Origin of the sequence: Lentzea sp. NBRC 105346 (assembly GCF_030269605.1) — a bacterium.
In the GTDB taxonomy this organism is placed as follows: domain Bacteria; phylum Actinomycetota; class Actinomycetes; order Mycobacteriales; family Pseudonocardiaceae; genus Lentzea.
Map to the genome: position 1 here is coordinate 380,007 of NZ_BSTQ01000001.1, position 25,705 is coordinate 405,711.

The 25,705-nt window shown below is 69.2% G+C and carries 13 protein-coding genes and 1 pseudogene; 11 read left to right on the forward strand and 3 right to left on the reverse strand.

What is annotated here, in order from left to right; all coding sequences use genetic code 11:
• Positions 1 to 344: 344 nt before the first annotated feature.
• The 6 genes and pseudogenes from QSK35_RS01285 to QSK35_RS42640 all read left to right on the forward strand — a co-directional run bounded on the left by QSK35_RS01285 (position 345) and on the right by QSK35_RS42640 (position 11,974).
• Entirely contained in the window at positions 345 to 1,913 is a 1,569-nt protein-coding gene (locus tag QSK35_RS01285) for a DUF2397 domain-containing protein (protein ID WP_285741362.1), read from the forward strand.
• Positions 1,910 to 3,241 carry a DUF2398 family protein gene (locus tag QSK35_RS01290; RefSeq protein WP_285741364.1) on the forward strand — a complete coding sequence of 444 codons (1,332 nt, stop codon included), beginning with the start codon at positions 1,910 to 1,912 and terminating at the stop codon, positions 3,239 to 3,241. The genes QSK35_RS01285 and QSK35_RS01290 overlap by 4 nt, the downstream gene beginning before the upstream one ends.
• Complete coding sequence (locus QSK35_RS01295; RefSeq protein WP_285741366.1) at positions 3,238 to 7,599, forward strand: TIGR02680 family protein; 4,362 nt, start codon at positions 3,238 to 3,240, stop codon at positions 7,597 to 7,599. The genes QSK35_RS01290 and QSK35_RS01295 overlap by 4 nt, the downstream gene beginning before the upstream one ends.
• A 42-nt stretch (positions 7,600 to 7,641) precedes the next feature.
• On the forward strand, positions 7,642 to 8,838 hold the full coding sequence (locus tag QSK35_RS01300) for a TIGR02679 domain-containing protein (RefSeq protein ID WP_285741368.1): 1,197 nt from the start codon (positions 7,642 to 7,644) through the stop codon (positions 8,836 to 8,838).
• Between the two features lie 333 nt (positions 8,839 to 9,171).
• Positions 9,172 to 9,606 (forward strand): annotated as a pseudogene (locus tag QSK35_RS42635) (DUF4365 domain-containing protein); the annotation flags it as partial.
• 1,873 nt (positions 9,607 to 11,479) lie between these two features.
• Positions 11,480 to 11,974 carry a HEAT repeat domain-containing protein gene (locus QSK35_RS42640; RefSeq protein WP_352243194.1) on the forward strand — a complete coding sequence of 165 codons (495 nt, stop codon included), beginning with the start codon at positions 11,480 to 11,482 and terminating at the stop codon, positions 11,972 to 11,974.
• A gap of 107 nt (positions 11,975 to 12,081) precedes the next feature.
• On the opposite strand, the gene QSK35_RS01310 is transcribed toward QSK35_RS42640, so the two are convergent.
• From QSK35_RS01310 to QSK35_RS01320, 3 genes are read right to left on the reverse strand one after another with little or no spacing between them, the layout of a single operon-like run.
• Positions 12,082 to 14,769: a pPIWI_RE module domain-containing protein gene (locus QSK35_RS01310; protein ID WP_285741371.1), complete on the reverse strand. Its 2,688-nt coding sequence runs from the start codon at positions 14,767 to 14,769 to the stop codon at positions 12,082 to 12,084.
• Positions 14,766 to 18,074, reverse strand: coding sequence for a pPIWI_RE_Z domain-containing protein (locus QSK35_RS01315; RefSeq protein WP_285741373.1), 3,309 nt, complete (start codon positions 18,072 to 18,074; stop codon positions 14,766 to 14,768). The genes QSK35_RS01310 and QSK35_RS01315 overlap by 4 nt, the downstream gene beginning before the upstream one ends.
• Positions 18,071 to 19,330 carry a restriction endonuclease-related protein gene (locus tag QSK35_RS01320; RefSeq protein WP_285741375.1) on the reverse strand — a complete coding sequence of 420 codons (1,260 nt, stop codon included), beginning with the start codon at positions 19,328 to 19,330 and terminating at the stop codon, positions 18,071 to 18,073. The genes QSK35_RS01315 and QSK35_RS01320 overlap by 4 nt, the downstream gene beginning before the upstream one ends.
• Positions 19,331 to 19,728: 398 nt before the next feature.
• Here QSK35_RS01320 and QSK35_RS01325 point away from each other — a divergent pair, with 398 nt between their 5' ends.
• The 5 genes from QSK35_RS01325 to QSK35_RS01345 all read left to right on the forward strand — a co-directional run bounded on the left by QSK35_RS01325 (position 19,729) and on the right by QSK35_RS01345 (position 25,600).
• The gene (locus tag QSK35_RS01325; RefSeq protein WP_285741376.1) at positions 19,729 to 20,526 is read left to right on the forward strand and encodes a hypothetical protein; all 798 of its coding nucleotides are present in this window, start codon (positions 19,729 to 19,731) and stop codon (positions 20,524 to 20,526) included.
• Entirely contained in the window at positions 20,526 to 21,716 is a 1,191-nt protein-coding gene (locus QSK35_RS01330; RefSeq protein WP_285741378.1) for a hypothetical protein, read from the forward strand. The genes QSK35_RS01325 and QSK35_RS01330 overlap by 1 nt, the downstream gene beginning before the upstream one ends.
• The gene (locus QSK35_RS01335; protein ID WP_285741380.1) at positions 21,713 to 23,152 is read left to right on the forward strand and encodes a BAR domain-containing protein; all 1,440 of its coding nucleotides are present in this window, start codon (positions 21,713 to 21,715) and stop codon (positions 23,150 to 23,152) included. Before QSK35_RS01330 ends, QSK35_RS01335 begins: the two co-directional genes overlap by 4 nt.
• Positions 23,149 to 24,543: an AAA domain-containing protein gene (locus tag QSK35_RS01340; RefSeq protein WP_285741382.1), complete on the forward strand. Its 1,395-nt coding sequence runs from the start codon at positions 23,149 to 23,151 to the stop codon at positions 24,541 to 24,543. The genes QSK35_RS01335 and QSK35_RS01340 overlap by 4 nt, the downstream gene beginning before the upstream one ends.
• Positions 24,544 to 24,871: 328 nt before the next feature.
• Complete coding sequence (locus QSK35_RS01345; protein ID WP_285741384.1) at positions 24,872 to 25,600, forward strand: hypothetical protein; 729 nt, start codon at positions 24,872 to 24,874, stop codon at positions 25,598 to 25,600.
• Positions 25,601 to 25,705: the final 105 nt, after the last annotated feature.

Consider the following 25,705-nt stretch of genomic DNA (forward strand, 5'->3'; position numbering starts at 1 on the left):
CGAGCGTGCCTCGAACCCACTGAGCTGGAGCGTTCGCGATCTCACCGGTAGTGGGTGGTCGCTGCGAGCACTGTGCTCCGGCTGGAGGCAGCGCCACATCCCATCACCCACCGGAGAGACGGCCGCACAATGATCACCATTATGGGCGATCGCATGCGACCAGGATGACCCGAACGGACGCGCGGTGTGCGACGCTCCGCAACTCGAACACCCGTTTGACCTGCGATTCTGTCGGTGTCCATGCTTAGCGTGAAGCGCGTGGAGAACAACCCGCCGCACATCGCCCACACCAGCACGACTCGCACGTCCACGCGTGCCGTCACCCCGTATCGCGGTGATGCCCGATGAGCGCCACCGACGTCCGCGGCAACGCGCGTGAGTCGTCCAAGTTGCGCCTGTGGGAGTTGGCGGGTTTCCCCGGCCGCGTCGACATCGCCAACTATCTGACCGCGCAGGAACATGCCGCCCAGTACCGGTTGATCGTCGACGTGCTGTTCGACGCACAGGAGGTCGCGCTGACCGGAGTGGGGCGCGACGAACTGCTGACCGCTGTGCGTGAGCGGATCGAATCGGTGGTCGACGTGCCGCGCGCCCGCGAGCTGACCAGCCTGCCGGTGTTGGACCTGGACGCGCGGATGCAGCAGCTCGATCAGTGGGGAGTGGTGCACAGCTGGCAGGACCGGGCACGCACCGAGGCCGACTTCGTCCGGTCGCGCGACCGCTACCAGCTGACCACCGAGGCGGCGGACCTGCACGCGTGGCTGCGGCAACGAGGAGATGATCACTCGGCGATGACGTCGGCGGCGGCGTTCGCGCCCGCCGTGATCGCCGACCGGCTGCGCGAAGTGCTCGCTGCGGTCGCGGCGAAGGACTTTCCGGCAGCGGCGCACGCGTGGTCGCAGGTGCGCACCACGCTGAAGAATATGGCCGACGCCGCGCGCATGTGGCAGTCCCGGATGGCCTCGGCCCTGGCCGGCACACCGGACGACGACAAGATCACGCGGTTGCGGGACACCGTGATGGCTTACATCACCGTGTGGGGCGCCGGCATCGACACCTACAGCGCCCGGATCCGCGACGCCGTCGACGAGCTGGATGCGCGAGGCGCGCAGGTGTGGAGGGACATCGCCCTGGTCGGCCTCGATCCGGAGGCCAGCGACGAGACGATCTCGGCCATGGCGCTGGTGCACCACGCCGGTCTGGACACGCTGCGCGCGTGGTTCGCCGGACCGGACAACCAGGCGACGCGGTTGCGCCGCCAGGTCCGTGACGCCGTGTCGCCGTTGTTGCGGGGAACCCGCGCGCTGCTGTCGACCGGTGGACACATCACCCGGCAGGCAGAGCTATTCCGTGTCGCGGCGGCGATCGACCAGGCCGCTGATGATCACGAGGCGTGGCGGGTGTGGTGCCAGGCGACCGGGCAATGGACGGCCCGCCACCTGCCGGGTGAGTCCGCCGACCCCGCGGTCGGGGCATCGAGGACCTCGTTCTGGGAGGCACCGCCGGTGCCGATCGACGCCGTGGCACGGCAACGTTCTCGCAGCAGCACTGGTGGCCCGCCGGCACAGGTGCCCGACCGGCGCAAGGCTCGAGACCACGCACGGTGGCTGCTGCAGACGCAGCGCCGTGAGCAGTCCGCGGCCGAACACCAGCTGGCCGCGCGATCGGGCAGCGCCCTGTCGTCGTGGGCGCCGCTCGGGGCGGGGGAGGCCGAGCTGTTCTGGGGCATCCTGGCCGCGGTCAGCTCCGCCCGCGCCGACCATGGTGCTGAACCCCGGCAGGTGAGCACCGCCGACGGGCGGTGGCTGGTGATCGCGCATCCGCCAGCCAGGCCTACCGCGTCGGCCCTGGTCCGCACTCCGGCGGGCGACATCGTCTGCACGGACTGGACGCTGGAGCTGATCCCCGCATGACTGTCCGCGTCTACGACGAGTTGTCCGACTCGGTCAGGAAACACACCGCCCAGCGAGCGTTCCTCGGACTGCTCACGTGCCCCGTGCTCACCCACCAGACCAATCCCCAGCTCTACCGCGGCGTGCTGGACAACCGAGGCACACTCACCCGGTGGGTCGCCCGCATCGGCTACCGGCTCACCACCTCCGTGGGGGTCGTCCGCCTGCACCGCGACCCGGCCGGCCCCGACCTGACCGCCGCCCCCGCGCTGGCTCACCCGCCGCCACGCCGCGAGCTGGTCCTGCGGATCCTGCTCGCCGCGGCCTGCGAAGAGGTCACCGGAAGCACCACGGTGCAGTACCTGTCCGATGCGGTGCGCGCCGCGTCGGTCAACCCCGCGTGCGCGGTCACGCCCTACAACCCCCACCCGGACAAGGACGAAGGCCGACGCCGGGCGCGAGCCGAGCGGCACACCTTCCTACGGGCCGTCGAGCACCTCGTGCACTGCGGCGTGCTCGTGCGGCGCACCTCCGACGACGGATTGCTGCGCCAATGGGAAGACGACGGCGAGGGGATCGGCGGCGGCTTCGAGGTCAACTCGGATGCCCTGCTGCAGTTCATCGATCCGCACACCGTCCATCGAGTGTTCACAGTGGACGGACGCGATGTCGACGAGGTGCGGACCGCGACACGACGCCAGCGCATGCTCCGGCGCCTGCTTGAGGATACCGCCCTGCTCTACGGCGATCTGCACGTCGACGACGCCGACTATGCCCGCACACAACGATCCTCACTGGCCGCCGCCGCGGCGGAGATGAGCGGTGGCACCGTGGAGATCCGGGCGGAAGGCCTGGTGCTACGTCTGCCGCAGGACGCCCCGACAGGCATGGTCATCGCGTTTCCCGGCAGCAAGCGCGCGTCCTGGTTCGCCCTGAGCATCCTCGACGGCGCGCTCGCCGCAGGCCCCGCACCAGACGCCGCCGGGCGCGTCGCGGTGCCCTCCACGCTGGTCGACCAGGTCACCGCCGAGGTCGGCGAACGCTACGCCGAGGCACTGACCGACGACCTGCGCGGCGGCATCAGCCGACTGCGGGCCGCCGTCGAACCGATCCTGGAGGACCTCGCTGTCGTGCGCGTCGGACCCGCACAAGACTGGACCGTCCTGCCCACCGCCGCGCGATTCCGCAATCCCCGTGTCAGCTTCCAGCCCCTGCTGACCGCCGCCGACCCCGCCGATGCCGTTAATGGCGCCGATCCCGTTGATGCCGACGGTCGCGTTGACGCTGACGACGGTCCCGGTCCGATCAACCCGCCGACGACGATATTCGAGACGGAAGATCCCCGATGACCGAGTCCTCGCCCCCCGACCTCGCCCAGCGGCAGGAAGTGATGTTGCACTGGCGGGAGCAGGCCGAGCGCGGTGGGCTGCCGATGCCGCAACGGCAACGGTGGCAACCGCTGCGGGTCGGTGTGGTCAACCTCTGGGAGTTCGACCGCGCCGAAGCCTGGTTCGCCGACGGCCGTCTCCAGCTGGCCGGAGCCAACGAATCCGGCAAGTCCACCCTGATGACGCTGACAACACTGCTGCTGTTCGCCGGCGACGTCTCCTCCCACAACATCGACACCCTGGGGTCGTCGACCAAACGGTTCCGCTTCTACATCGAGCCCTCAGAGCATCCGATGGACCGGCGGGAGAACACAGCCAAGAAGTACCGCGGGTGGGCCTGGGCTGAGTATGGGCGCCTGACCGATGACGGCCCGGAGTTCTTCACCACCCTGCTGTACGCGCAGGCTCGCGTCGGCGACAACGACATCGCCCCCACCTGGTGCACCCTGATCGGACGGTATCGGGTCCGGGCCGGGCTGACACTGGTCGAGTCCGGCTACCCGGTCGATCCCGCACAGATCAAGACAGTCACCGGCTTCGACCAACACGCCTCGGGCGAGAAGTACCGGGCGGCCATCGCGCGCACCATGTTCGACGGCGACGGCACCGTGCTCGCCCAGCTCATCCGGGTACTGCGCGTGCTGCGCACACCCAAGATCGGCGCCCGGTTCGAGGTGGACGATCTGGCAACCGCCTTCCGGCATGCGCTGCCCGCCATCGACGACAGCGAAATCGAGCAGCTCTCGCAGGACTGGGACGAACTCGAGCGGATGCGCACCGAGAAGGACAACGCCGAACAGGCGCTGGCCGCGATCACCCAGTTCACGACCAAGTACTGGCTGCCCTGGGCACACAGCGAAATCCGCCAAGCGTGCGACCCCGTGATCGCCACCGACGCGCAGTTGACGAAGGCCCGCACAGACCAGGAACGCGAACAGTCCACACTGGACAAACTCGCGACCGAGCTGGCCGCAGCCGACAGCGAGATCACCACCACCGAGGACAAACAACGGCAAGCACAGACCCAGTCCGATCAGCTCAAGGAAACCGAGGCCTACACCACCGCCGCCAGCGCGACGGCCAACGCGCGCTCGCTGGCCGAGCAGGCCGCCAAGGCCGACGAGCGCGTACGGCGCGCCACCCACCGAGTGGAGGCCGCCAGCGCACGCCTCGCCCAGGTACGCGAGCATCACGACACGGTGCAGCGCGACACCCACCAAGCCGCGGAGGAACTCGAGCACGCCGGCCGTGCGGTCGGGAAGGCCGGCCGAGAGGCGGGATGCGGCGTCATCGTGGAGGAACTGGTCGCGCGCCAGGACATCTCCCGGTTGAACCACCTCACCTCACACCGCCAGCAGCGGGTCGACCACCTCCGTGGCCTGTTCACCCGGCAGGGGCAGGCCGAACACCGAGCCGAGGTCGCCCACGAGCAGCTCCGGCGCGCCGAAACCCAGTACCGGCACACCCAGGACGCGTCCACACAGGCTGATACCGAGGTCGAGCAGGCCATCGCCACGCTCGCCCACGACCTGTCCGCGTGGACGTCCCAGCTGCCGGACAACCCGCCGCCGCCCGCCCTCGTCGAGACCTGGATGGCACAAGTCGCCTCGATCGTCGACGCCCCGGCACCAGGCCCAGTACTGGGCGAACTCCTTCGCCGCCAACACCTGCAGCCTGCGCAGGAGGAGATCACCGGACAGCTCGCACGGCAGCAGCAGCAACTCACGGCAGCCGAGTCGGAGCGAACCCGCCTGTCCACCGAGGTCGACCGGCTCTCCTCCGAGACCGAGCCCACCCCACCCGAACCCACGCTGTGGTCGCGGCGGCCACGACCGACCGGTGTCACCAACGCCGGTGCACCGCTGTGGCGCCTGGTCGACCCCGCGGCCACGACCAGCCCAGTGCACGTCGCCGCACTCGAATCCGCCCTGGACGCAGCAGGACTGCTGCAAGCGTGGATCACCCCAGACGGACAGTTCGAACTCAGCCGCGACGGCCACGACATCGTCTGGCAGCTTGGCAGCCCCGCCGGCAACACAAGCGGCTCCGCCGCCGACAGCTCCTCACTGAGCCCAGGTGCGCGCGACACGCTGCGCACGGTCCTGGAACCGGCCGCAGGCATCCCCGCCGACCTGAGCCGCGTCGTCGACAGACTGCTGTCCAGCGTCGCCTACACCGACACCCCCATCGACCCCGCGAGCCCGGATACCGGTGTCGCCGGACACGACGCGGTCATCAGCAGCGACGGCAGCTGGCGGCTAACGAGCCTGACCGGTCGAGCGGCACCGGCGAGTGAGGGAGCGCAGCTGCTCGGCACGGCCGCGCGCGAGCAGGCACGACAACGCCGACTGGAACACCTACGGCACGACCTGGACCTCGCACAGGCCACAGTGGACACGCTGTCCGCTGCGGTCGAGACCCTCACTCGACGTGGCGCGGCGCTGGCCGAGGCCTATCGCAACGCCCCGTCCGACACCGCGGTGGTCACCGCCGTGCACGCCGCTCGCCACGCCGCCGCTCTCCTCGACACCAAGGCCAGCGAACTACAGCACGCCCAGGACACGATGCGTGACGCCCGCGAAGCGGCGGAGACCGCGACACGAGACGTCATCGCCTTCGCAGGTGAGCACGACCTGCCCCGCCACTCTGACGGACTCGACGCCGTGGCCTCCGCGGTGGCGAGCCTGCGCACCGCCATCGGCGAGCTCAACACGGCCATCGGGCGGTCGAACTCCCTCGTCGCGGCGCTGACCCGGTCACAGCAGGACCTGCAGCTGCGCGAGGCCGACCTCGCCAAGGACGCCGAGGACGCAGACACAGAACAACAAGAGTCCCGGCGACTGCACACCGCCGCAGAGGAAGCGCGCACAGCCCTATCGCTGGACGGGCAGGAGGTGCTCGACCGCGTCGCCGCGCTGGCCGCCGCCATCAACGGTTACAGCGACACGCTGCGCACGCTACGAGACACCCAACGCGGACTGCTCGAACAGCGCATGGCCGCACAGAACCGCGTCGACACCGCCGCGCAACACCATCGCAACGCGCAGACCAGACACGCCGAGGCGCTGACACTCTGGTCACAGCACCTCGACAGCGGGCTACCCACGCTGTGCGGCATCGCCGTCACACCTGAGCCCACACCAGAGTCCGCAGTGGACAATGCGACCTCTGTCGCGCACGCGCTGCCCATCGATGGATGGGAACCGTGCACCGCACAATCGGCCAACCACACGCGGCGCCGCTGGGAAGCACTCACCGCGCAACTACCCGTGCTGCGATCCCAACTCGAAGCACTGTCCAGCCGGACCGCCAACCTGTCCGAACCCTCCGACAGCAACCCAGCACAACAGCCGTCGGTCGACCTGATCGTGGACGGCTCCGGTCGCCACTACGCGCCACCGCTGGCCGTCCGCACGCTGCAGGAGCAGCTCGACCAGCTGCGCGCCAACTACGATGCCGAGTTCGATCACGCCATCAACGAACTACTCGGCAGCACCTTCGTCGAGCACCTGCGCGACCGCCTGGTCGAAGTCGAAACACTCCGGCAGCGCATCAACGTCAAACTCAAAGCCAGTCCCACGACCACCTCGGCGCTCACCCTGCGACTGGTGCGCGTGCCGGTGTCGGAAGAACGCGACGCCAACGCGGTCCTCAAGTCCCTCGAGGACGAGAGCGTCAGCTTCCTGCCCGCGGCCACCCAGAAGACCATCAAGGAGTTTCTCGCCGGACGCGTCACCGAAGCGCAGGAAGCCGCCAAGGCGCATGGGGAAACCGACTGGCGCAAGCGGCTCGAGCTCACCCTCGACTACCGGCGCTGGTTCGACCTCAAACTGGAGTACCGCACGACATCCAGCGGCGACAAGTGGATCGCTCTCGAACGGGCCCAGCACGACACGTTCTCCGGCGGAGCCCGAGTCGTCACCCTGCTCGCCCCGTTCATCGCCGCGCTCCAGGCCATGTACGACCAGCATCCCTCCGCACCTCGCCTGATGTGGCTCGACGAGGCCTTCGACGGCGTCGACCCGCCCAACAAGACCGCCCTGTTCCGGCTGCTCCGCGCCTGCGACCTCGACTGGATGATGGCCGGCCCCGGACTCCTGGCCAACAACCCCGAAGTCCCGTTCGCGGCCATCGTCACCACCTGCCGCGCACCCCGGCCGCTGCCCGGTGTCTTCTTCGAAACGATGCTGTGGAACGGGAAAACCACCAGCCAGATCACCACACCCGACCCCGCCGATCTTCCCGAACTGACCCAGCCGCTCCCACCCGGCATCCAGGCCATCGCACTCGACGAAGGGCTGTTCGACCAACCCGGCTAGACAACCCACATCCCCGACGAGCCGACCAACCCCCAGGACGACATGCCCGCCGACACCACCCCCGCCGACCCGCAGGACCAGTTCGCCCAGTGGGCCGCCAAGGACGGCCCAGCCAAGATCATCACGGCGCTGTGCGCACACCTCGAGGCCGGCCACAGCTGGGGACACACCGAGCTGCCCGCCGACCTCACACCCCAGCAACGCCGACAGGTTCGCGACCTGCTCGGCACAAAGTGGGACGCATCCGGCCGCGGCGTCACACCGCACATGCTCAAAACCCGCCTGATCAAACAAGGCCTCGACGCCGACACCGCACTGCGCCAACTCATCGGACGCGACCTGACCAACCGGCGCACCCAGCTCCGCGAACACCGCGCCCGCGCCGCAGCCGAACGCCAGGACGCACTCGACACACTGATCGAGGCGGGAGTCCCCCGCACCGAGGCGGAGACCTGGCTGGGCCGCCGAGGACTGCCACCCGCCGGACACGGCCAACTTCTCGCCCACGTCCAGAAGATCGCCACGGTATGGCGGCACCTGCCCCACGGCGGCGACACGATCATGCTCAGCGTCCTGGCCGACGCCGCATGCGACGACCCCCACGCACTCGACCGCCGCGCGGGCCGGCTCGGACTCGACATCCTGCGCCTGGCCAACAGCAACGCTCCCGACGCCGACGACAACGCCTACGACATCGAGGGCTGGCGGACCGCATGGGACACCCTCGGCGTCGTCTGCGATCCACTGTCCTCCCGCGTCCTCGTCCTCAACCTTCCCCTCACCGGCACCGCCGCGGCATGCGCCATCACCGCGGCCGGCTGCCAGACCGGCGAACCGGTCTGGCTCACCTGGCGCAGCCTCAACGGCGACTTCGCCCTCGACCACAACCAATGCGGACAAGACCGGCGCGTGGACGTCTACGTCTGCGAGAACCCCACCGTCGTGGCCGCGGCGGCGGATGCCCTCGGCGCCAGGACCCACCCGTTGGTGTGCACCAACGGCGTACCCAGCGGCGCCGTTCGCAAGCTCCTGGCCGGTCTCGCGACCACAGGTGCTCGCCTGATCATTCGCGCCGATGACGACCCCGCGGGCCAGGCCATCGTGCAGCAGCTACTGAGCCTCGTTCCGCACGCCATGTTGTGGCGATACACACGACGAGCCCCCGACACAGCGACACCAGCACGGCAGTACGAGGAACGAGTACTCGCGACCCTGCTGACCGACCTCTCTCGCGACTAACCGGACCGCAACGAGTGGACGACCAGCGGTCCACCAGACAACGACATGCACGAACACCCCGAGGTAGAGGTGCTGGTCTCCGCTAGTGCTGCATCGCGGCCTCGATGGTGACCAAGACGGTGTGGAGCGACCGCGGACGTTCGCGTGCCGTGCCCGTGCTCGCTGATCAAGGTCGTGATCAATTTCGGTGAGTAGTGGCCGGACCGGCGGAACGCCGTCGCCGAGATCCAGTCGCAACGCTGGCTCGATGGCCATCTCGCAGGCCATGTCCACATTGGACGCGATGCGGGGTCGGCGGTCGCACACCACCGCCCGTGGTGTTGACTGGACGTCGTGCGTCAACCGGAAAAAGGGCAGCTGGGTATACAGGGCGAAGCGGCAGTGAAACACCAGTTCACCAAACTGGGATGGGCGGTCGGCAAGCCAGAGCCCGACCTCGCCACCGACTTGTTGATGCTGCCTCGCGACAACCGGCTGTTTGATCTCGGATTGATCGTCGGCGCCCAGGTCAAGGCCGGCGACCACTACTTCAGGGAGCCAGTCCGAGACGACACCGGTGCGATCACCGGATGGTGGTTTCGCGACGACGACCGTGAGTACGTCGACTCGTGGCAGGCGCACGCCGTACCGCACATCGTCGTACTGCACGACCATCACACCGAGACGTCCTATTGGGCGCACGTCACCGCGAAGTCGATCGTGTCCACCGGCAAGGGCGCCAAGGTATTCGTCCCCCGCGAGAACACGATCGACGTCCACCACCGCGACGCGCTGCTCTCGGTGGCCGCCACGGTGCGCCCGGCATCGACCTGGGAGGGGACCGCCTGGACCGGCGCCGGCGACCTCGCGCCGGTAGATCTGCTACGACATGCACTCCTCGTGCCACGTCTGGTCGCCCCGCACCGCAACACGGGATTCGACCCTGTGATCGGCCAGGACCAAGCCGTGGCCCTGCTCGTCGAAGCGCGATTGGACGAAATCGACCAGTTCGCCCGCAGACACTCCCAAGTCCCGGCTCTCGCAGAGGCAGCGCACTCGCCGGACTGGGCGTGGCGTTTCGTGGGCGCGTTCGGCGCCCGCATCACCACCGGCTCGATCGACCAACTCCTCGCCGTCGTCGTGGACGCCCCCAGCCCGCCGGCCCGAGCCGCCGCCACCGTGGTCGCCGCGACGGCGCTGCTGGAGCGGGCACGACCGGACGAGGCCCTCGACCTGCTCCAGACAACCCTCGAGCGCAACGACAACACCCCAGTCGACCAGGCGTGGCTGACCCTGCAGCACGCTCGGGCATGCCTGGAGATCGGCAGGATCGACGACGCGCGCTCGGACACGGTGCAGGTACAGCGGATCCGGCTCAGCCACGCCAACGACGTGACGGCCACCGCGATCGCGGGCACCGCCGCACGGCTGCTGTTCACCCTGTCGGACTGGGGCACACAAGACGTGCAGGAGGCGATCAGTGGACTGGACACCACCGCCGTGTGGTGGCGTTCCCAGCGCGTCGCAGCAGGTTCCACCGCGGTGATCGAACGGGAGTTCACGACGTGGACCCATCGTTCCGCGGTGGTGTTCCACGCGGAGGACACGCCCAACAACCGGTTGCTCACTGCAAGCCTCCTCGCCAGCCATCTCGGTGACCACAGCGCCTGGCGCACGCTCGACAGCCTCAACGCCAAGCAGGCGCTGCTGCGCGTTGGCCGTGCCAGCGACCCGGATCAGGTACGCGAGCTGTTGACCACCCTCCGCACAAGTGGTGACGACAAGGGGCTGGACCTCGCTGTGCGCCGACTCGTGGCCAACGGTCCCGCAGCCGCCGTCACAGCTGCCGCGGCCGAGATCGACCTCGAGCGGTGGACCCACACCACCAGCAGCACCAACCTGACCCTGCTACGCCGCGGCGGCGACGTCCTGGATCAGCCCACCGCGAGTGCCGCTGTTCGCTGGCTGCTGGCCACCCTGGTGGCCCCCGGAGACTTTCTGAGCCGAACGAGGCCGGCCTTCAAGACCAGCCACCGGCTGATCGACACGCTCGCTGGCGTTCTGCAGGCTGCGCCGCCTCACGACAGATTTGCTGTCACCGAGTTTGTTCTGGCACTGCCCGCGCAGGACAGCCAGACGATTGCGGCATCGTGGGCCGGGGTGATCCGCGCCCTGCCAGCCAGAACCTGGACCAGCGAACTCGCGTCCCGCGCAGCGCGAGCAGCCGGTGCGCACCACGATGACCTCCGGCTGGCTCTGCTCGGCGCAGCGGCGCCGACCGATGACGGTGCGCGGCAACAACTTCTGAGCGAGATCTGCGGAAGCAACGCGCTGGACGCTCTCGCAGCGTTCGGGGATGTGAGCGCGCTCCCCGACGATGTCGCCGGTGATCTGATCGCGGTGGTCGAGTCTCGGATCACCAAGCAGATCATCGAGGCGAGGCAAGGAAGCTGGGGGTCCGGGCCGCATGATGTCGGCCGGGCGCTCTTGGTGCTGAACAGCACGCACCCTAACGTCGCGCAGTGGGGAACCGCTCTATGCCCTGCTGGACGAACCTCAGGTGGCCGCGAGCGACAAGCGAGGCGCCTGCGACGTGCTCGCCCGCAGCGTCGATCGGCTGGGAGCCGACGTGCAGACACGACTCGCGGAGAGCGCGTCCGCCATGGTCAGTCATCCCACCGCACTGATCGATCGTCTCGAAGGCCGTCCCGGCCCGCTCGGCCCAGCCGCCGAACTCGCCGCCAGTCTCGGCACCGATGTCGACGCCACACAGGCTCTGCTGGCCAGGCTGCTCACCGGCGACCGGGACCAGCGGGCCTGGGCCACCCAACTCGCCCTGCACCTCGCTCCACCGGTCACGGCAGCAGTGCTCAGCCCCCTGACGCAGGACCCGGAACCGTCGGTCCGCGCCGCCGCCGCGTCTGGCCTTGCACAGCTTGTCGCCGCCGGGATCGACGACACCCTCGCCATCGCCATGCTGCGCCTGTGTATCCAGGACACGGGAACACAGGTCCCCCGAAGCGTGGTCGCGACTCTGGCGAGTCAGCCAGCACTTGCGAGCACAGCCGAGGACATTCTGCGCACACTGGCATCGCATCGGTCGGCAGCCGTGCGAACAATGGCCGCCGAGCATAAGCAACAACCCCCAGCGAGCTAGCCGGGGCTCGGCTCCAGCAGCGGACACGGCCGGCAGTCCTCGGGCCGCCGAGTCGGCATGGCTGTGCCCGGCCGTTCAGCGGCCGGGCACACCCATGTGGAGATCGCTCAGAGCAGGTACTCGTCGGCGAGGCCGGCCTGGTGCAGCGGCAACGGCATCTGGGTCGCGATGGTGGTGTGCAGGTGCGCTCGCCGCAGCAGTTGCACGTACTCGGCGATGTGCAGCGGCTCGTCGTGCGGCTGGAGGAACGCGGGGATGATCTCCAGCGGGTTGGGGTTCCAGCCGGCCTTGGTGGCGTTGCGTGGCTTGCCCGGATCCAGCTTGGTCAGGTTGATCGGCGTCTGGGCCTGGTCGGATCGCGGCGCGATGCCGTAGAACACCCAGTCGCTGAACGGGAAAACGCCGCTGATCCGGGCGAGCTTGCGGACCTCGACCGATTCGGCATCCCCGTCGGTCTCGCTGACCACGGTCTCCATGTACGACACGAACGCGCGCGGAACCTCGCTGCCGGTGGTGCGTTCGCGCAGTCGAACGATCCGCAGGCCCGGCAGGTCCCCAGGCTTGAACGGGATGGCGGTGGCGTCGGCCGGGTCGACGCCGGGCAGCAGCAGCTCGTCGCGGGCGATGTGCTGGTCCTGCAGCCACCCCCAGCCGCGGTTGCGTAGGTTGGCCGAGCGCACCAGGACGATCCGGTCGTGTGTGGCGCGGGGATTGATGGCGCCGACGAGGAACTGTGCCAGTTGCTCGCAGCTCGTGGCGTAGTCCCTGTCCAGGCGGCCGTGCCCGGCCACCAGCGCGGCCGGCAGATCGGCATAGGGAATGTCGCCGACGTCGACCAGCTGGGCCCGGATCTCACCGGTCGTGGTGGCACGCACGATCATCGGGACCCACAGCCCGGCGTGTCGTTCGAGCCACACCCCGGTCAGCTCGCACGGACCGGCGATGCCGGGAGGCGGGGGCAGCATCGTGCTGCGGCCGACCTGGCGGAGGCTGTCCAGGACCGCCGCCGCGGCGCGTTTGACGTCTCCCTTGAGGAACGACGTTCCGTCCGCGAGCTTGCGTGCCTGCTCGTCGTCGGCGGCTGGTGGCTGCGCCTGGATCGGATGCAGGCATTGCGGAAGCCGGCCGGCCTTGGCGTACCCGGTCTTGATGGTCGGATACGGGTCGTGCTGGTTGAGCCGGGCGAACATGACCGGCTCGTCGATCTCGACGATCGCCGCGACCCTCTGCGAGCGCGCGGGCAGGGTGTCGAGGATGTCGCCGAGGCGTTCCTCGCGGGCGGCACGGACCGCCGCCTCGCTGCGGGGATCGTCGTCGCTGGGTTGCGGGGCCCGGATACCGGAGGCCAGAGCTCCGACCGTGTGGCTGGTGACCGTCAGGGTGTAGTCACCGGTGAACCGCAGCGTGTTCTCGTCCTCGCTCGGCACGGGGGTGAGGCCGAGTCCGTACGGGTGAGTGAGGGCGGTCAGGATGCCCTGCTGGGTGGCGCCGGGCTGGTGCCACAGCTCGAGACGGTAGTCCTGATCGGGCGGCTGGTGGCGGGGGAGTCGCCGGGTGACCGTCTTGCTGGTGGCGCGCGCCAGTGTGGGTGTGGTGCGCAGCCCGGTCGGGGCGAGCAGCGTCTCGAGTTGCTCGTGGACGTCCATGTGGTCGATGGGCTGGAAGCCGACCCCGGCGGCGTGCGTGACGGTCTTGGACTTCCGCTTGTCTTCGCCGTCTTTGGCGGGCGTGTCCGGCTCGGGCCGCTGCATCTTCATGCCGGTGCGGTACAGCACCAGCGTCGTGATCGGGTCCTGCTCGCGACGCTTGTCGCGCGGATCTTCGTACCGGGCCGGGTCGGCCAGCACGTGGTCGGTGTCTGGGAACGTCCGCGTCGTCAGGTGCGCCAGTGCCCGCGACAACCCGGCGTCCCACGCCCAGCGCCACTGGCCGTCGACGTGGCGGCGCATCGCGGTCGCCGCCAGCAGTGTCGGGCGCTCCCGCGACCGCAGGAACCCGGTCCCGGCGTGCATCCACAGTGTGACCCGCTTGGGTTTGCCCGGTACGTAGCGCACCGGAAGATAGGCGAAGCGGACCACGCTGAGCTCGGCGTGAATACGAGGGACCGGGTGGCCGGGGATCGTCTCGACCTGGAAGGTGATCTTGTAGGACCACAGGGCGTCGCCGGTGGCCTTGTCCGGCATCCGCTCCGGCGGCCAGGACACCGCGCTGCGCTCGCCGTTGGAGTCCAGCGGCCCGAGGACGAACGTGCGGTGCTTGCCCTGGATGGTCAGCCCGTGGTCGACGACGAGCCCAGCGAGGTAGGCGGGCAGCAGCTGGTAGGTGTGGGCGGCGAGTTTGGCCGTGCCGTTGCGATGGGTGTCCCACTCGGCGAGCGTGATGTCGTCGTTGTCCCACTCCAGCGGAGTGCCGGCGAGCAGGGCTTCCCAGTCCAAGCCGGGCTGCTTGGGGGTGATCGCGGTCGCCGCCCAGGCCGCGACCGCGGCCAGCAGCACGTCGTCGTCGACGTCGTGGTGCGCGCAGATCCACCGCGGCGCCTCGAGGTCACGTCCGATGGCGAGAATGTCGGCGTCCAAACTGGACACCATCTCGATCAGCGAGTAGGTCGGCAGCTTCCTGTTGCGGCGTGCTGGATCGGCGTACCACTGCTCACGCAGGATCCGCAGCCACCGGGCCGGGAACGGTGCCGTGCGCAGCCGCAGCACCGGGCCGGGTGCACAGAACTCCATGGCAGTGAAGGTGATCGAGGTCTTGTCGTCGTCGTTGTTGTCGGGCTGCGGGGTGGTGGGGGTCACGGGTTCCGCCTGTTGTCGGGCCACCTGATGCTGCAGAACAGGTGGTGGGCCAGTTCGTAGAGAGTGGTGTCGATGACGTGGTCACGCTGCCGCGTCAGCGGCGCGTCGGGCGCGGGATCGGTGAGCATCTCCTCCAGTTGCGCGGCGATGGCGACGAGCAGGCTGGTGTGGACGGTGTCGCGGGCGGTGGCGCCGCGCTCGGCGTTGCGGGGTGAGAACGCCGCGTCGCAGAAGTACACCTGGGTGGTGGTGCCGCCGCGGATGGTGCGTCCCATGGTCTGGTAGATCGAGGCGAACGCGTTGGCGACGAAGGCCCGGTGGGCGTGACCACGCAGCCGCCGGAAGATGACCTGTTCGCCGAGCAGCTCGTGCCAGTGGCGGCGCAGCACGTGGCGAAGTTCCCGTCCGGCGCGTGCCACCGACTCCGGATCGGCGACCGGGGCCAACAAGGCGCGCATCGCGTCGCGGTTGACCAGCGACAGGGGGAACGACAGGTCGGATGCCGGTGGGTGGGGCCGGGCGAGATAGAACAACGCGCCCAGTGCGGCGATGCGGTCGGCGTTGAGGATGTTGTGCCCTCGCTGGATCGCGAGTTCTGCTGCGGTCAGCACGTCGATGTCCAGCTCGCCGAAGGTGTGCACCTGCCGCAGGTGCAACCCGTACTCGCCCGGCTGCAGGTCGTTGGGGATCACATGTCGCGCCGTGTAGTTGGTGTGGCGGTTGGCGTACAAGGCGGAGGACTCGGCGTCATCGCCGCTGAGCGTGGTGAACAGCACCTGCTGGCGGTTGGGGTCCAGGCCCTGGCGGATCTGGTCGAGCAGCGGCGCCTGCCCGGGACGCTCCCGCAGCAGGTGCGCGGTGACTCGGCGCAGTGCTTCCTCGCGGTCGTCTCCGAGGCGGCCGGACACGAACACCGGCCTGCCTGCGGCGTCGTGCGCCGGCAGGTACTCCATCGTGGAGCGTCGCAGCGCGACCCTGTCCTCCTCCGGTTCCCGCAGCACGCTGGTGGGCCGGATGTCGATGTTGTACAGCGAGGAGTCCCGCATCCAGCTGGTGGCTGAGGTGAGCAGCACGTGCGGGCCCTGGATGCCTTCGGGTTCCAGCAGATCGTGCAGGTGGTGAATGAGCCAGCGTCCGACGCCCCGGACCCACATCAGGCGCAGGTCACCGGTGAGGCCGGTGCGCTTGCGGGTCCACTGCAACGCCATCAGGTTGCCCATCAGGGCCTCGGGCACGAGTGGCTGATAGTCGGCCGGTGGCTGGTCCTTCCAGAAGCTCTCCGCGTCCGGCAGGTCCAGCAGGTCGGCGACCGCAGGGTAGAGGTTGGACATCTGCAGGAACAGGGTGGTGATGCGGCTGCTCCACAGCGCGGACTGGAACAGCAGCCGCAGATGGCCGAGATCGTTCTTCACCGCCGGTTGGTTGTCCGGCGGCGCGTTGTCCAACAGCCAGGCGTCCAGGGCGTCGAGGTCGTCGCTGCCCCGGTAGCGGCCGATGACGGCCTCGGTGACCGCCGTCAGATCCTCGGCGGGGCGGTCGAGCGGACGCAGCGCGAGGTCTTCCAGGTGGTCGCGGAAGAAGTCCTCGGCGGCCTGCTCCTGCTTTGCCTCCACGCTTTCGCCGTAAGGCAGGCCGTACAGCGCCCAGGTCAGCCGCCGCAGCAGGCTGTAGCCGGTGAACGGGTTCTTGTCCAGCGTCGCGCGCAGCCGCTCGTGCCCGGCGTCCTCGTCGCTGACCAGCAGGCTGTACAGCTCGTCGACCGCCTCCAGCAGTTCGCGACCGAGCCTGCAGAACCGCCGGACTTCCTTGTGCCGCATGGGAAGCCGGTCCTGGCGGTTGAGGCCCTGCAGCGAGCGGATCAGGGTGTTGTCGGCCCAGCCGCGGTCGGCTGCGACGAGCAGCTCGGTCTGCACGAAGTGGTCGTCGAAGATCTTCTGGACGCGGTCGGCCTCGTCGACGATGATCAAATCGGTGTGGTGCTGGCAGGCTTCCAGCCACCGCATGTTCTCCGTTGCCGGGGACGCCTTGCTGCGCAACAACCCCTGCGGGGTGGTGACCCAGACCTGGGCGTCGGCGATGTTGCGTTCGGCGAGCTGGTGCGGGCACACCGAGATCAGCGGACAGTCCGCGGGCTTGTCCGCCCGGTCCTCGGCTGCCGGGCGCAGGCGCGACCGGCAGGGGAAGTCCTCCGGCTCGAGCGGCGCGTAGTCCGGATCGACGACCTGCCGGTGCGGGTCGAGCAAGCAGACTGAGTTGACGAACGCCGCCGCCGGGTCCGGCGCGGCGGGGAAGGTGGTCGGTGAGGTGGACAGCGTGGACTGCCAGTAGGTGCCCGCGTGATGGGACCGTCCTGATCGTCCGACCAGCGGCACCGCGTTGATGCCGAGGTGCCGCAGCAGCGACACCATCTCGTAGGTCTTCATCACCGACTCCAGCACCAGCGTGACGTGCCATCCGGCGTGGACGCGGTTGACGGTGAGGATGAGCGCCTTGGTGGACTTGCCGCTGTTCATCAGGCCGACCTCGTGGGTCACGCCGTCCAGCAGGATCTGTGGGGGCTTGGTGACCAGCTCGGCGCTGCCGGGCTCGAACACACAGTCGGTGATCTTGGTGTCCCACCGGTGGGTGTAGTTGCCGTCCCGGGGTGCGCCTGGCGTCGAGGCGAGTGTCTCGTCGATCCACACCGCGGTCGCGCGGAGCTCGTCGCGGTCGATCCGGGTCGCCTGCCGCACACGGGAGCCGGCCGCGACCAGCGGCGCGGGTGGGGGAGGGGCGTCGATGTCGGGGATCGTCACCGTCTCCGTGCGGCCGTCGCGCCGCACGAAGGTGTAGCTGTGGCCGGGCTCGGCGGGATCCCGCGTCACCACGGCCGCGTACGGCACCGGTTCGGCGAGCGCGTCGCGGTAGGCGTCCCATCGGTCCCGGCACAGGCTCACGTCCTGGCGGCGGAACGCGCTGGTGTCGGTGACTCGCCGGACCGGATCGTCGGTGCGCTCGAACCCGCGGATCCGCTCGGGTGCGCGCTGGTACTTGTCCAGGCATAGCGGGAAGAAGTTGCTGCGGCCGGTGTCGCCCATCAAGATCCGCAGCCTGCGCAGCACGGGCTCCAGGCCCGGTGTGCAGGCGACGTAGCCCGACAGCAGCGGCCACAGAGCGCCGATCGGCTCGTCCGGGTAGTGCTCGTCGAGGAAGAACAAACCGAGTTCGACGGAGAAGAACTCCTTCGGCGTGATGTCCTCGGGCAGCAGCCCAGTGTCGCGGAGCTCGGTGGCGATCTTGCCGTACCAGCTGGACGTGTCCCTCATGCGCCGCCGCCGATCTGCTGTGCGCGGGCGATGACCAAGCGCACGAACTCCTCCTCGTTGATCACCTTCACGCCGCGGTCGCGGCCCTCCAGTTCGGTCTCCAGATCACGGACGTAGCCGAGTTGCCGGGCCCGGTGCATGGGCAGGACCAGAAACCGCCGGTCGCACCGCGGGTGGTGCTTCCACCGGAACCCGATCGCGAGCAGGCTCGGGCTGGCGTGGTCCTTGCCGTCCGCGCCCCACACCTCGACCGGCCGCCGCGGGTCGGGATCGGCGGGGTCGAGAAACGCGACGAGCAGGTCGAAGGCGTCCCGACCCGGCCACGGCTGCAGGAACACGACGTGCTCGGGCAGGGCGGCGCGCAGCGTGTCGTGCAGCCGCACCTCGAGCAGACCGGCGTCGTGGATGTAGCGGCGCACGCCGCGGTGCTGCGCGAAGTAGGCGTCGAAGACCCGCAGCTCGCGCGTCGCCGGGGCGCCCGCGCAGCCGGCGGTGCCGCACCGCGCGCCGTCGACGGGCAGCGGATTGCCGCAGCCGTCGCAGCAGCGCACGGTCACCGTCGGGGTGGGGGAGTGGTGGCGCTCGTAGGCGGTGTCGATCAACGACTGCACGTACGGCTGGCCGTTGGCTCCCGGCGCCGGGAATCGGCGCATCAACTCGCGCACCTGCTTGTCGGAGATCACCGTGTGATCGATCAGGAACCGGCGCAGCAGCTCGTAGTTGGCCTGCACCTGATCATCGGTGGTCGCGTTCATCGCGGCCACTGCCTTGAGCACCGCGAAGCTCTGCTCCTCGACGAAATCGGCTTCGACGTCGCGGACGCCGAGCTTCGCGGCCTCACGTGCCAGCTCGCTGAGCTCGTCGCCGTCCAGCAGGCTCGCCTCGCGGTCGGTGGCGGACAGCTCGAGTTGCACATCCCACTCGACGAACGGCGTGCGGCACAGCTCGAACAGCGTCAGGTCGTCTTCGGGTGCCGTGAGTCCGGCCTGTTGAAAACGCCACCACAAGCGCGCGAATCCCGCCCGCCATGGCGCTGGGAGCAGGTCAGAGCGCGACAGTCGGCGGGTGCTGATCACGCCGCGGTCGGCGTCGCGCTGAACCTGGTTCGCCTTGATCGCGGCCAGCCCGGTCGCCAGCAGCGTGACGATCAGGTAGTCGCTGGTGGTGTTGGTGATCTCTGAGGACGGGAACGTCTCCTGCAGAGAGCCGGCACCGCTGAGATCGTCGGCGTCCGGCGACACATTCGAATGGATCACGGTCGGCGACCCGCCTCAGCTGGCCGCGACGCGAGGGACACCCCGCGCAGGCGCCCCGGCGAGCAGCGGCCGCACTCACAGGAAAGACCCCCTGATCGGGTGACGCACCCCGCTGCCTTCACGACCCGGCGACGGGGCACGTCCGGCATGCTGGCAGGCGGCCGACGACGACTGATTCGAGCGATGTACGGGCTGCCCTGGACTGGCCACTCGGCGCCATGACGCCCTTCTGAACTGCGAATACGGACCTTGGGCGTGCGTGTGCACGTGTGCACCCAGCCTGCGGTGGCACGGGTTGTAGTGAACATGGCACGCACCGTAGAGGTACCCACCGACAATTTCGGGGCCGTATCACCGAAGTCTGGACATGTCTGGCAAACACGGGCACTATCTGCGGCATGCAGGAGAACGCAGGACGCCGGGATGTCGCCGAGCTCCTGAAGCAGCTGGAGAGCCTCGCCGCACAGGTCGCCGAGGCCGGAACCGAGCTGGACGAGGACTCCGCCGCCCAGCTCAAGAGCGCCTTGGGCAAGGTCAACCGGGCAGTTACCAAAGCCGGTGGCGGAAAGCCCGCCGCCGCGGCGGTGTCGGCGCGCCAGCAGGTCATCGACGCCCTCACCGAACTCGGTGTGCCCGCCTCCCCGCAACTCGTCGCCGGCTTCCACCAGGCCCGCTTCGGCTCCGACCTCAACCCGCGTGTCATGGCGAGTCTGCGCCGCGACGAACTGCGCGCCCTGCAGGCCAAGAGCAGTCAACGATCGGTCCTGGTCGTACCGGCACTCACGCCTCGGCTCGCGCCGGCGCGTGGCATGTTCGCCCTGTCAACGTGGCCCGACTGGCTGCGGATCGTCGGCCCGCTGTCGACCAGGGTCGACAACCTGCGGGTCCTGCTCACCATCCTCAACCTGCTCGACACCCTGCACGAGCAAGCCACCCAAGCGCACGTGCTGCGCGACGAACACCAGCAGCGCAGCGAACGCCTCGAGGCTCTGCTCTGGCGCTACGGGGCGAGCCTGCCCGGCATCGATCGGGCCGGGCTCGACCTCACGCTCGCCCGTGCTGCGGCCACCGAAGAGCTCCAGATGATTGAGGCGCAGGACCGTCGCGAGCGCGACGAAGCCGCCGCGCGCCTGGGCGCACTCGACACGCAACACCGCCTGTTCGGTGCCGCGCTCGGGATCGCGGGCGGCCAGTGATGACGCGCGACCCGCGAGCCCCCAAGGAGGATCCGCGCCTGGCCAGGATCCGCGGAGACCACGAGAAGCGCCGCCCCGGCGCACGACAGATCGCCGGCCTGCTCGACAACCCCGGCTGTGTCCGGCGCCAGGTCGTCGAGCTCAGCCGGACCGACCCGCGGGAGCTGTCCCGCAAGGCGGGCGTGCCGCCGAAGTTCGGCCAGTCACCGTTCGCGATCTCGACCGGCAACCGGATCGAGGAGCTCGCCAAGCGCGGTTCCAACTACGACAAGCTCCTCGCCGTGCTCCGCGCCGAGTGCGATCTTCCGGTGTCAGCCTCGCGAATCGAGGACCTCAACGACATCGGTGTGTCCGGAATGGACGCCGACACGCGGCTGCGGCTGCGGGTCCGTCGGACCGAGCACCTGCTTCAGGCCATCGTCGAGCGCCGTCCCGACGCTCCCACCATCATCGACCACCCAGTGCTGACCTTGTCGGTCGCGGGCGTGACCGTGTACCTGGAGCCCGACGCGCTCGTCGCGCTGGTCATCGAAGACCGGTTGCTCCTGCTCGAGATCAAGAGCTTCCCCGTGGTCGACGGGCAGGCCGACACCGACAAGACCACCGACGCCGCCCGCCAGCTCGCCGTGTACGTCCTCGCGGCCAGAGAGCTCATCGCGCGGCTCGGCGGCGATCCCGGCATGGTCAGTGACGGCCCGTTGCTGGTCACGCCGCGCAACACGTCGCTGAGCGACCTGACCGCCAACCCGATCCCGGTCCGCAGGTTGGTCGCCCATCTGTCCCGCGCCCTGCGCCGGGTGGAGAAGGTCGACGAGATCCTGGCGAGCCTGCCCGTCGGCTTCACGCTCGATCCCGTGACCGACGCACACAACTCCGGGGCAGACGCGACGCAGGCAACGGCGGCCGCGCTGATGCGCATTGACGCCAACTACCTGCCTGAGTGCAGGTCACGCTGCGACCTCGGCGAGTTCTGCCACCGGCAGCACCGCGACCAACAGTCTCCCGCGGTGCTCGGCAGGTCGGCACGGGACACTCTCGCGGGAGTACCCACGTTCACCGCGGCGGTGCGGATCGCGAATAGCGCCGCCAGGCCGGACGACACCGCCGGGCCCGGTGTCGCCGACGCCCTGCGCCGTGCCGCTGACGCCGAACGCGCCGCCACCGACTTGATCAACCGGAGGCGCGCATGAACATCCTCCACGTCCTGCGCCAAGTCAGGGCGGCCACCGAGCTGCGGGCGGTACCGCGCGCGAGCCAGCGGCACCTGTACCTCGCCGAGAACCCGCTCGTCATCGCGATGTACACGCTGGCCGGCGAGCCGTTCGCCCCGCTGGCGTTCGTCTGGGGGACCGACCCGCACAGCCCGTCGCACGCGGTCGCGTACGAGCCGCGCAACCGCGACCAGCGATACGCCGCGATCCACCGCTTCGCGGAGGTCCTCGGCGACTACCTTGCCCCATTCCTCGAGGTCGAATGGGAGACCAATCCCAAGAGCCGCAAGAGCTTTCCCACCACCCCCGCCGGTGCTCCGCAGATCATCGTGCCCAACACCGGCACCCAGCGCGCACTGTGCCGCGCCCTCGGACGCGCGCTGCGCTATCGCAAGGCGGACGGACCCACCGGCGTTTCGCCGGAGACCAGGTGGGCTGGCGCCCACCTCACCTGGCTCGATTACCGCACCGACCTTCCCGGCCAGGCGGTCGTCGTACCGGCCACCCAGGCGCTGAGCACCCACTGGGTGACCGGACAAGCCGAACTGGAGGACGAGAACCTCGCCGCCACGCTGGCCTGGATCGACAACGACCCAGCCAGGGGCTTGGCCGACATCGACAAGGCGGAGACCAGCGCCTACGGGCCGCACACCGACCCCGACGAGGACAAGCATCTGATCAGGCTCGTGCAGTACCGAAACGGCGCGACGTCACCAGCTCGGAAAGCCCAGGCGGAAAAGGACATCGAAGCGCACGTCCTGCCGCCGCTCCTGCAGGCCTACGAGGCCACACACCGCGCGATCGGCCTGCTGCGGGAACTGCCCGAATCCCCGCCAGCGGCCAGCCGATGGTCGCACGACGAGCGGGCATGGGCCTACCACGCCAGCCGGTGCGGTGGTGACGAGCCACCACGATTCACCGTGCACCCCAGAGTCGATCGCGCCGTCGCGGACTGCGCCGAGGCCGAACTCAGGGCGCAGCAGCTACACGTCGACACCGTCTACAGCGACCCGCTGATCATGGCCGAGCTGGTCGCCGACGGCACGGCCGTCCTCGGCGTGGTCGAGTCCGTGGATCTGTCCCACAAGGAGATCAAGCCAGGCAACGTCCGGCGCACCCAGGTCCCGCTCATCACGATGCGCTGCCAGCACAAGCCGATCCTCCCGCTCCACAGCCGACTGTGGTGGGAAGGCCCCGACCTAGTGGTCGCCGAACTGCGCCAGGTCACCTCGGCAGCCGACGGATGGATCGTGCTGCTCGCGTTGCAGGACGGCCACAACCGCGGAACCCGCATCCCGCAGCCAGGAATGCCGACCGTGTACGCGGCACTGGACCGCACCGCGTACCCGCAGCCCAACAGCTTCGGCAACACGCCCTGGACCCACCAACCACACAACCGGGATGGCGCAGCGTGACCGGACCGTCCTACCAGCAGGTCGCACAGGCCGACCACGACGCCGTAATGCGCATCTACACCGCGCTCCCCGAGCGGCAGGGCGCCGGAGTGGTCCAAGCCCCGCCTGGCGCCGGCAAGTCGACCCTGATCAGGTCGCTCGCCGCAGCCCTCGCCACCGCCGAGCAGCGGATCGCGGTCGGCACCCAGACCACCGAGCAAGCCGACGACCTCGTGCTCGCGCTGCACAAGGCGCACCCGGAGCTCCGCATCGCGCGTCTGCACGGAAGCAACGGGGGCATGAACGCCGCGGTCGGTGTGGCAGCGGCACGCAGCCTCGGACACCTCACCACCGGCACGAACGGAAGCGACCTGCTGCAGGACGCGCAGATCATGGTCGCGCCGACTCAGAAGTGGGCACACGAAGCTCACCCATCGACCATGTCGCCCCGCGCACCACTGCGCCATGCGTTCGCAGCGCTGCTCATCGACGAGTCCTACCAGATGCGGTCTGACGCTTTCTCCTACCTTCCGGACCTCGCACCACGGATGCTGTGTGTGGGCGATCCCGGGCAGCTTGCGCCGTTCACCACACTCAAGATCGATCGCTGGAACGGACGCGGATACGGACCCACCCGACCGGCCATGGAGGTACTGCGTAGGAACCATCCGGACCTTCCGCTCCACCAGATGCACGTGTCGTGGCGCCTACCTCCGTCCACCGCAGGGCTCGTGCAGGACGCCTTCTACCCGGACGTGCCATTCGTCCCTGGCACCTCCGTCCAGGACCGGCAACTACTGCTGGGCCGCGAGAACACCCGCGGCGGCCGCGGCGACCGCCGCGTGGACGCAGTCCTCAACCAGGCCGCACGCACCGGGTGGGCGTACGTCGAACTCCCTGAAGCACACACGATGCGCGCAGACAGCGAGATCGCTACGACACTCGCCGGGCTCGCCGGACGACTCCTCGAGCGTGGAGCAACGATCGTCAGCGAGCTACCGGCAGACCACGACGGACGTCCACTAAGGACACAGGACATCGCGGTCGTCACCGCCCACAACGACCAGGCCGCCGCCGTCCGGCTGGCGATGAACGAAGCAGGAATAGATCCCGGAATCACCGTGGACACCGCGAACGCCATCCAGGGAAGAGAGTTCGCCGTCGTGGCCGTATGGCATCCACTCGCCGGTCGACGCGATGCCTCCAGCTTCCATCTCGAGGCTGGCCGGATGTGCGTGATGCTGACGCGGCACCGCCACGCCTGCATCGTCATCGGCCGCGCAGGGGCGCAGCAACTCCTCGAGGAATACCCGGACGATCACGAAGTCGTGCTCGGCGAGGATGCTGCCGGTGTTGACGGGTGGTACGCCAACCATCGTGTACTCGAGCACCTCCGCAAGTCCCGCATCTAGAGTGAGCCAGATTCGCTGCCCTATGCGCGAAGCAAGGGCGGGTCCCATGCCGAGCCGGAACGATGCCAGGTCTGAAGGACACGCTGTGGTGCCCCAATGTGGCGCGGCCATCACCGCATTAGCGATGCGGCGCCGGGCCGGCCTCCAGCGTTCGGCGCCGTGGCGCCAACCAGCCCGGCCGTGCCGTAATCGCAACAAACCCGCGGGTCAGCCTCAGGGGCGAGGTACGCAACCACGGCCGTGCCTGCCGGAACGATTCTGCGATGGCTGCCCCGCGATTCACGAGAACAATGGTTGCCTCGTGATTGTGCTGGCTATGCTCATGATCGTGAGCAAGGACAACGTGAGCTCCGATCACGCCGGTGACGTCCCGGAACCGGACGCATCGACGGCCATTGTGGACGCGCTGAACAAGGGGATCATCGGACAACGCCACCTCGGACCTCAGCGCGCGTGGGAGATCGGCACGACCGTCTACGACTCCAGTCATACGTGGCCGTTCACGCGAGTCGCCGAGTTCGCGCTCGGAATTACTGTGTTGACGATCCGCGCAGACCAGCAAGCGGTGGCGGCCGCCGGTGGGCAACCGGCCCCGCAGGACATTCCGCGGCCGGTTGTCATGCTGGTAGCGCTCGCGCTATACGAAGCAGCCCGGCGCGAGCGCCTCACGAAGATCATCCACCTTCCACTGCGCAGGGCCCTCCCGCTGCTCTCCACCGACGCCGCAGCCCGTGAACTCGCCCGGATCCGCCCGGCCGGCTCGGCGAACAGCACGGCCGGTCACATGCCAGAAGACGACGCGCGAGACCTCACCGAGGTCCTGCTGCCACAACACGCCGCGCAATGGGAGAGCTGGCGTGCCCAGGCCGAGCACGCGCTGATGACCATGTACGAACACCACGGCGGCCTCGAGGCGGCGCCGACCTCGTCGATGCCGATGCTGTCGAACCTCCTCAGCGACTGCCGCGCGGTGGGTGTCCGTGCGCGGTGGATCGAACGGCCTGATGTCAGCCCACTGGGGGTATACGAGCCGTCCGATGCCGACGAGTGGATCTGAACCGCAGCTGGATGCTCGGCGCCGAGGGCAGCCAGCACCTCGCCCCCAGTAGCGCGCCCATGGCGTGGTGTGAGCCTCGGCCCGAGGGTGAATGCCGATGCACCA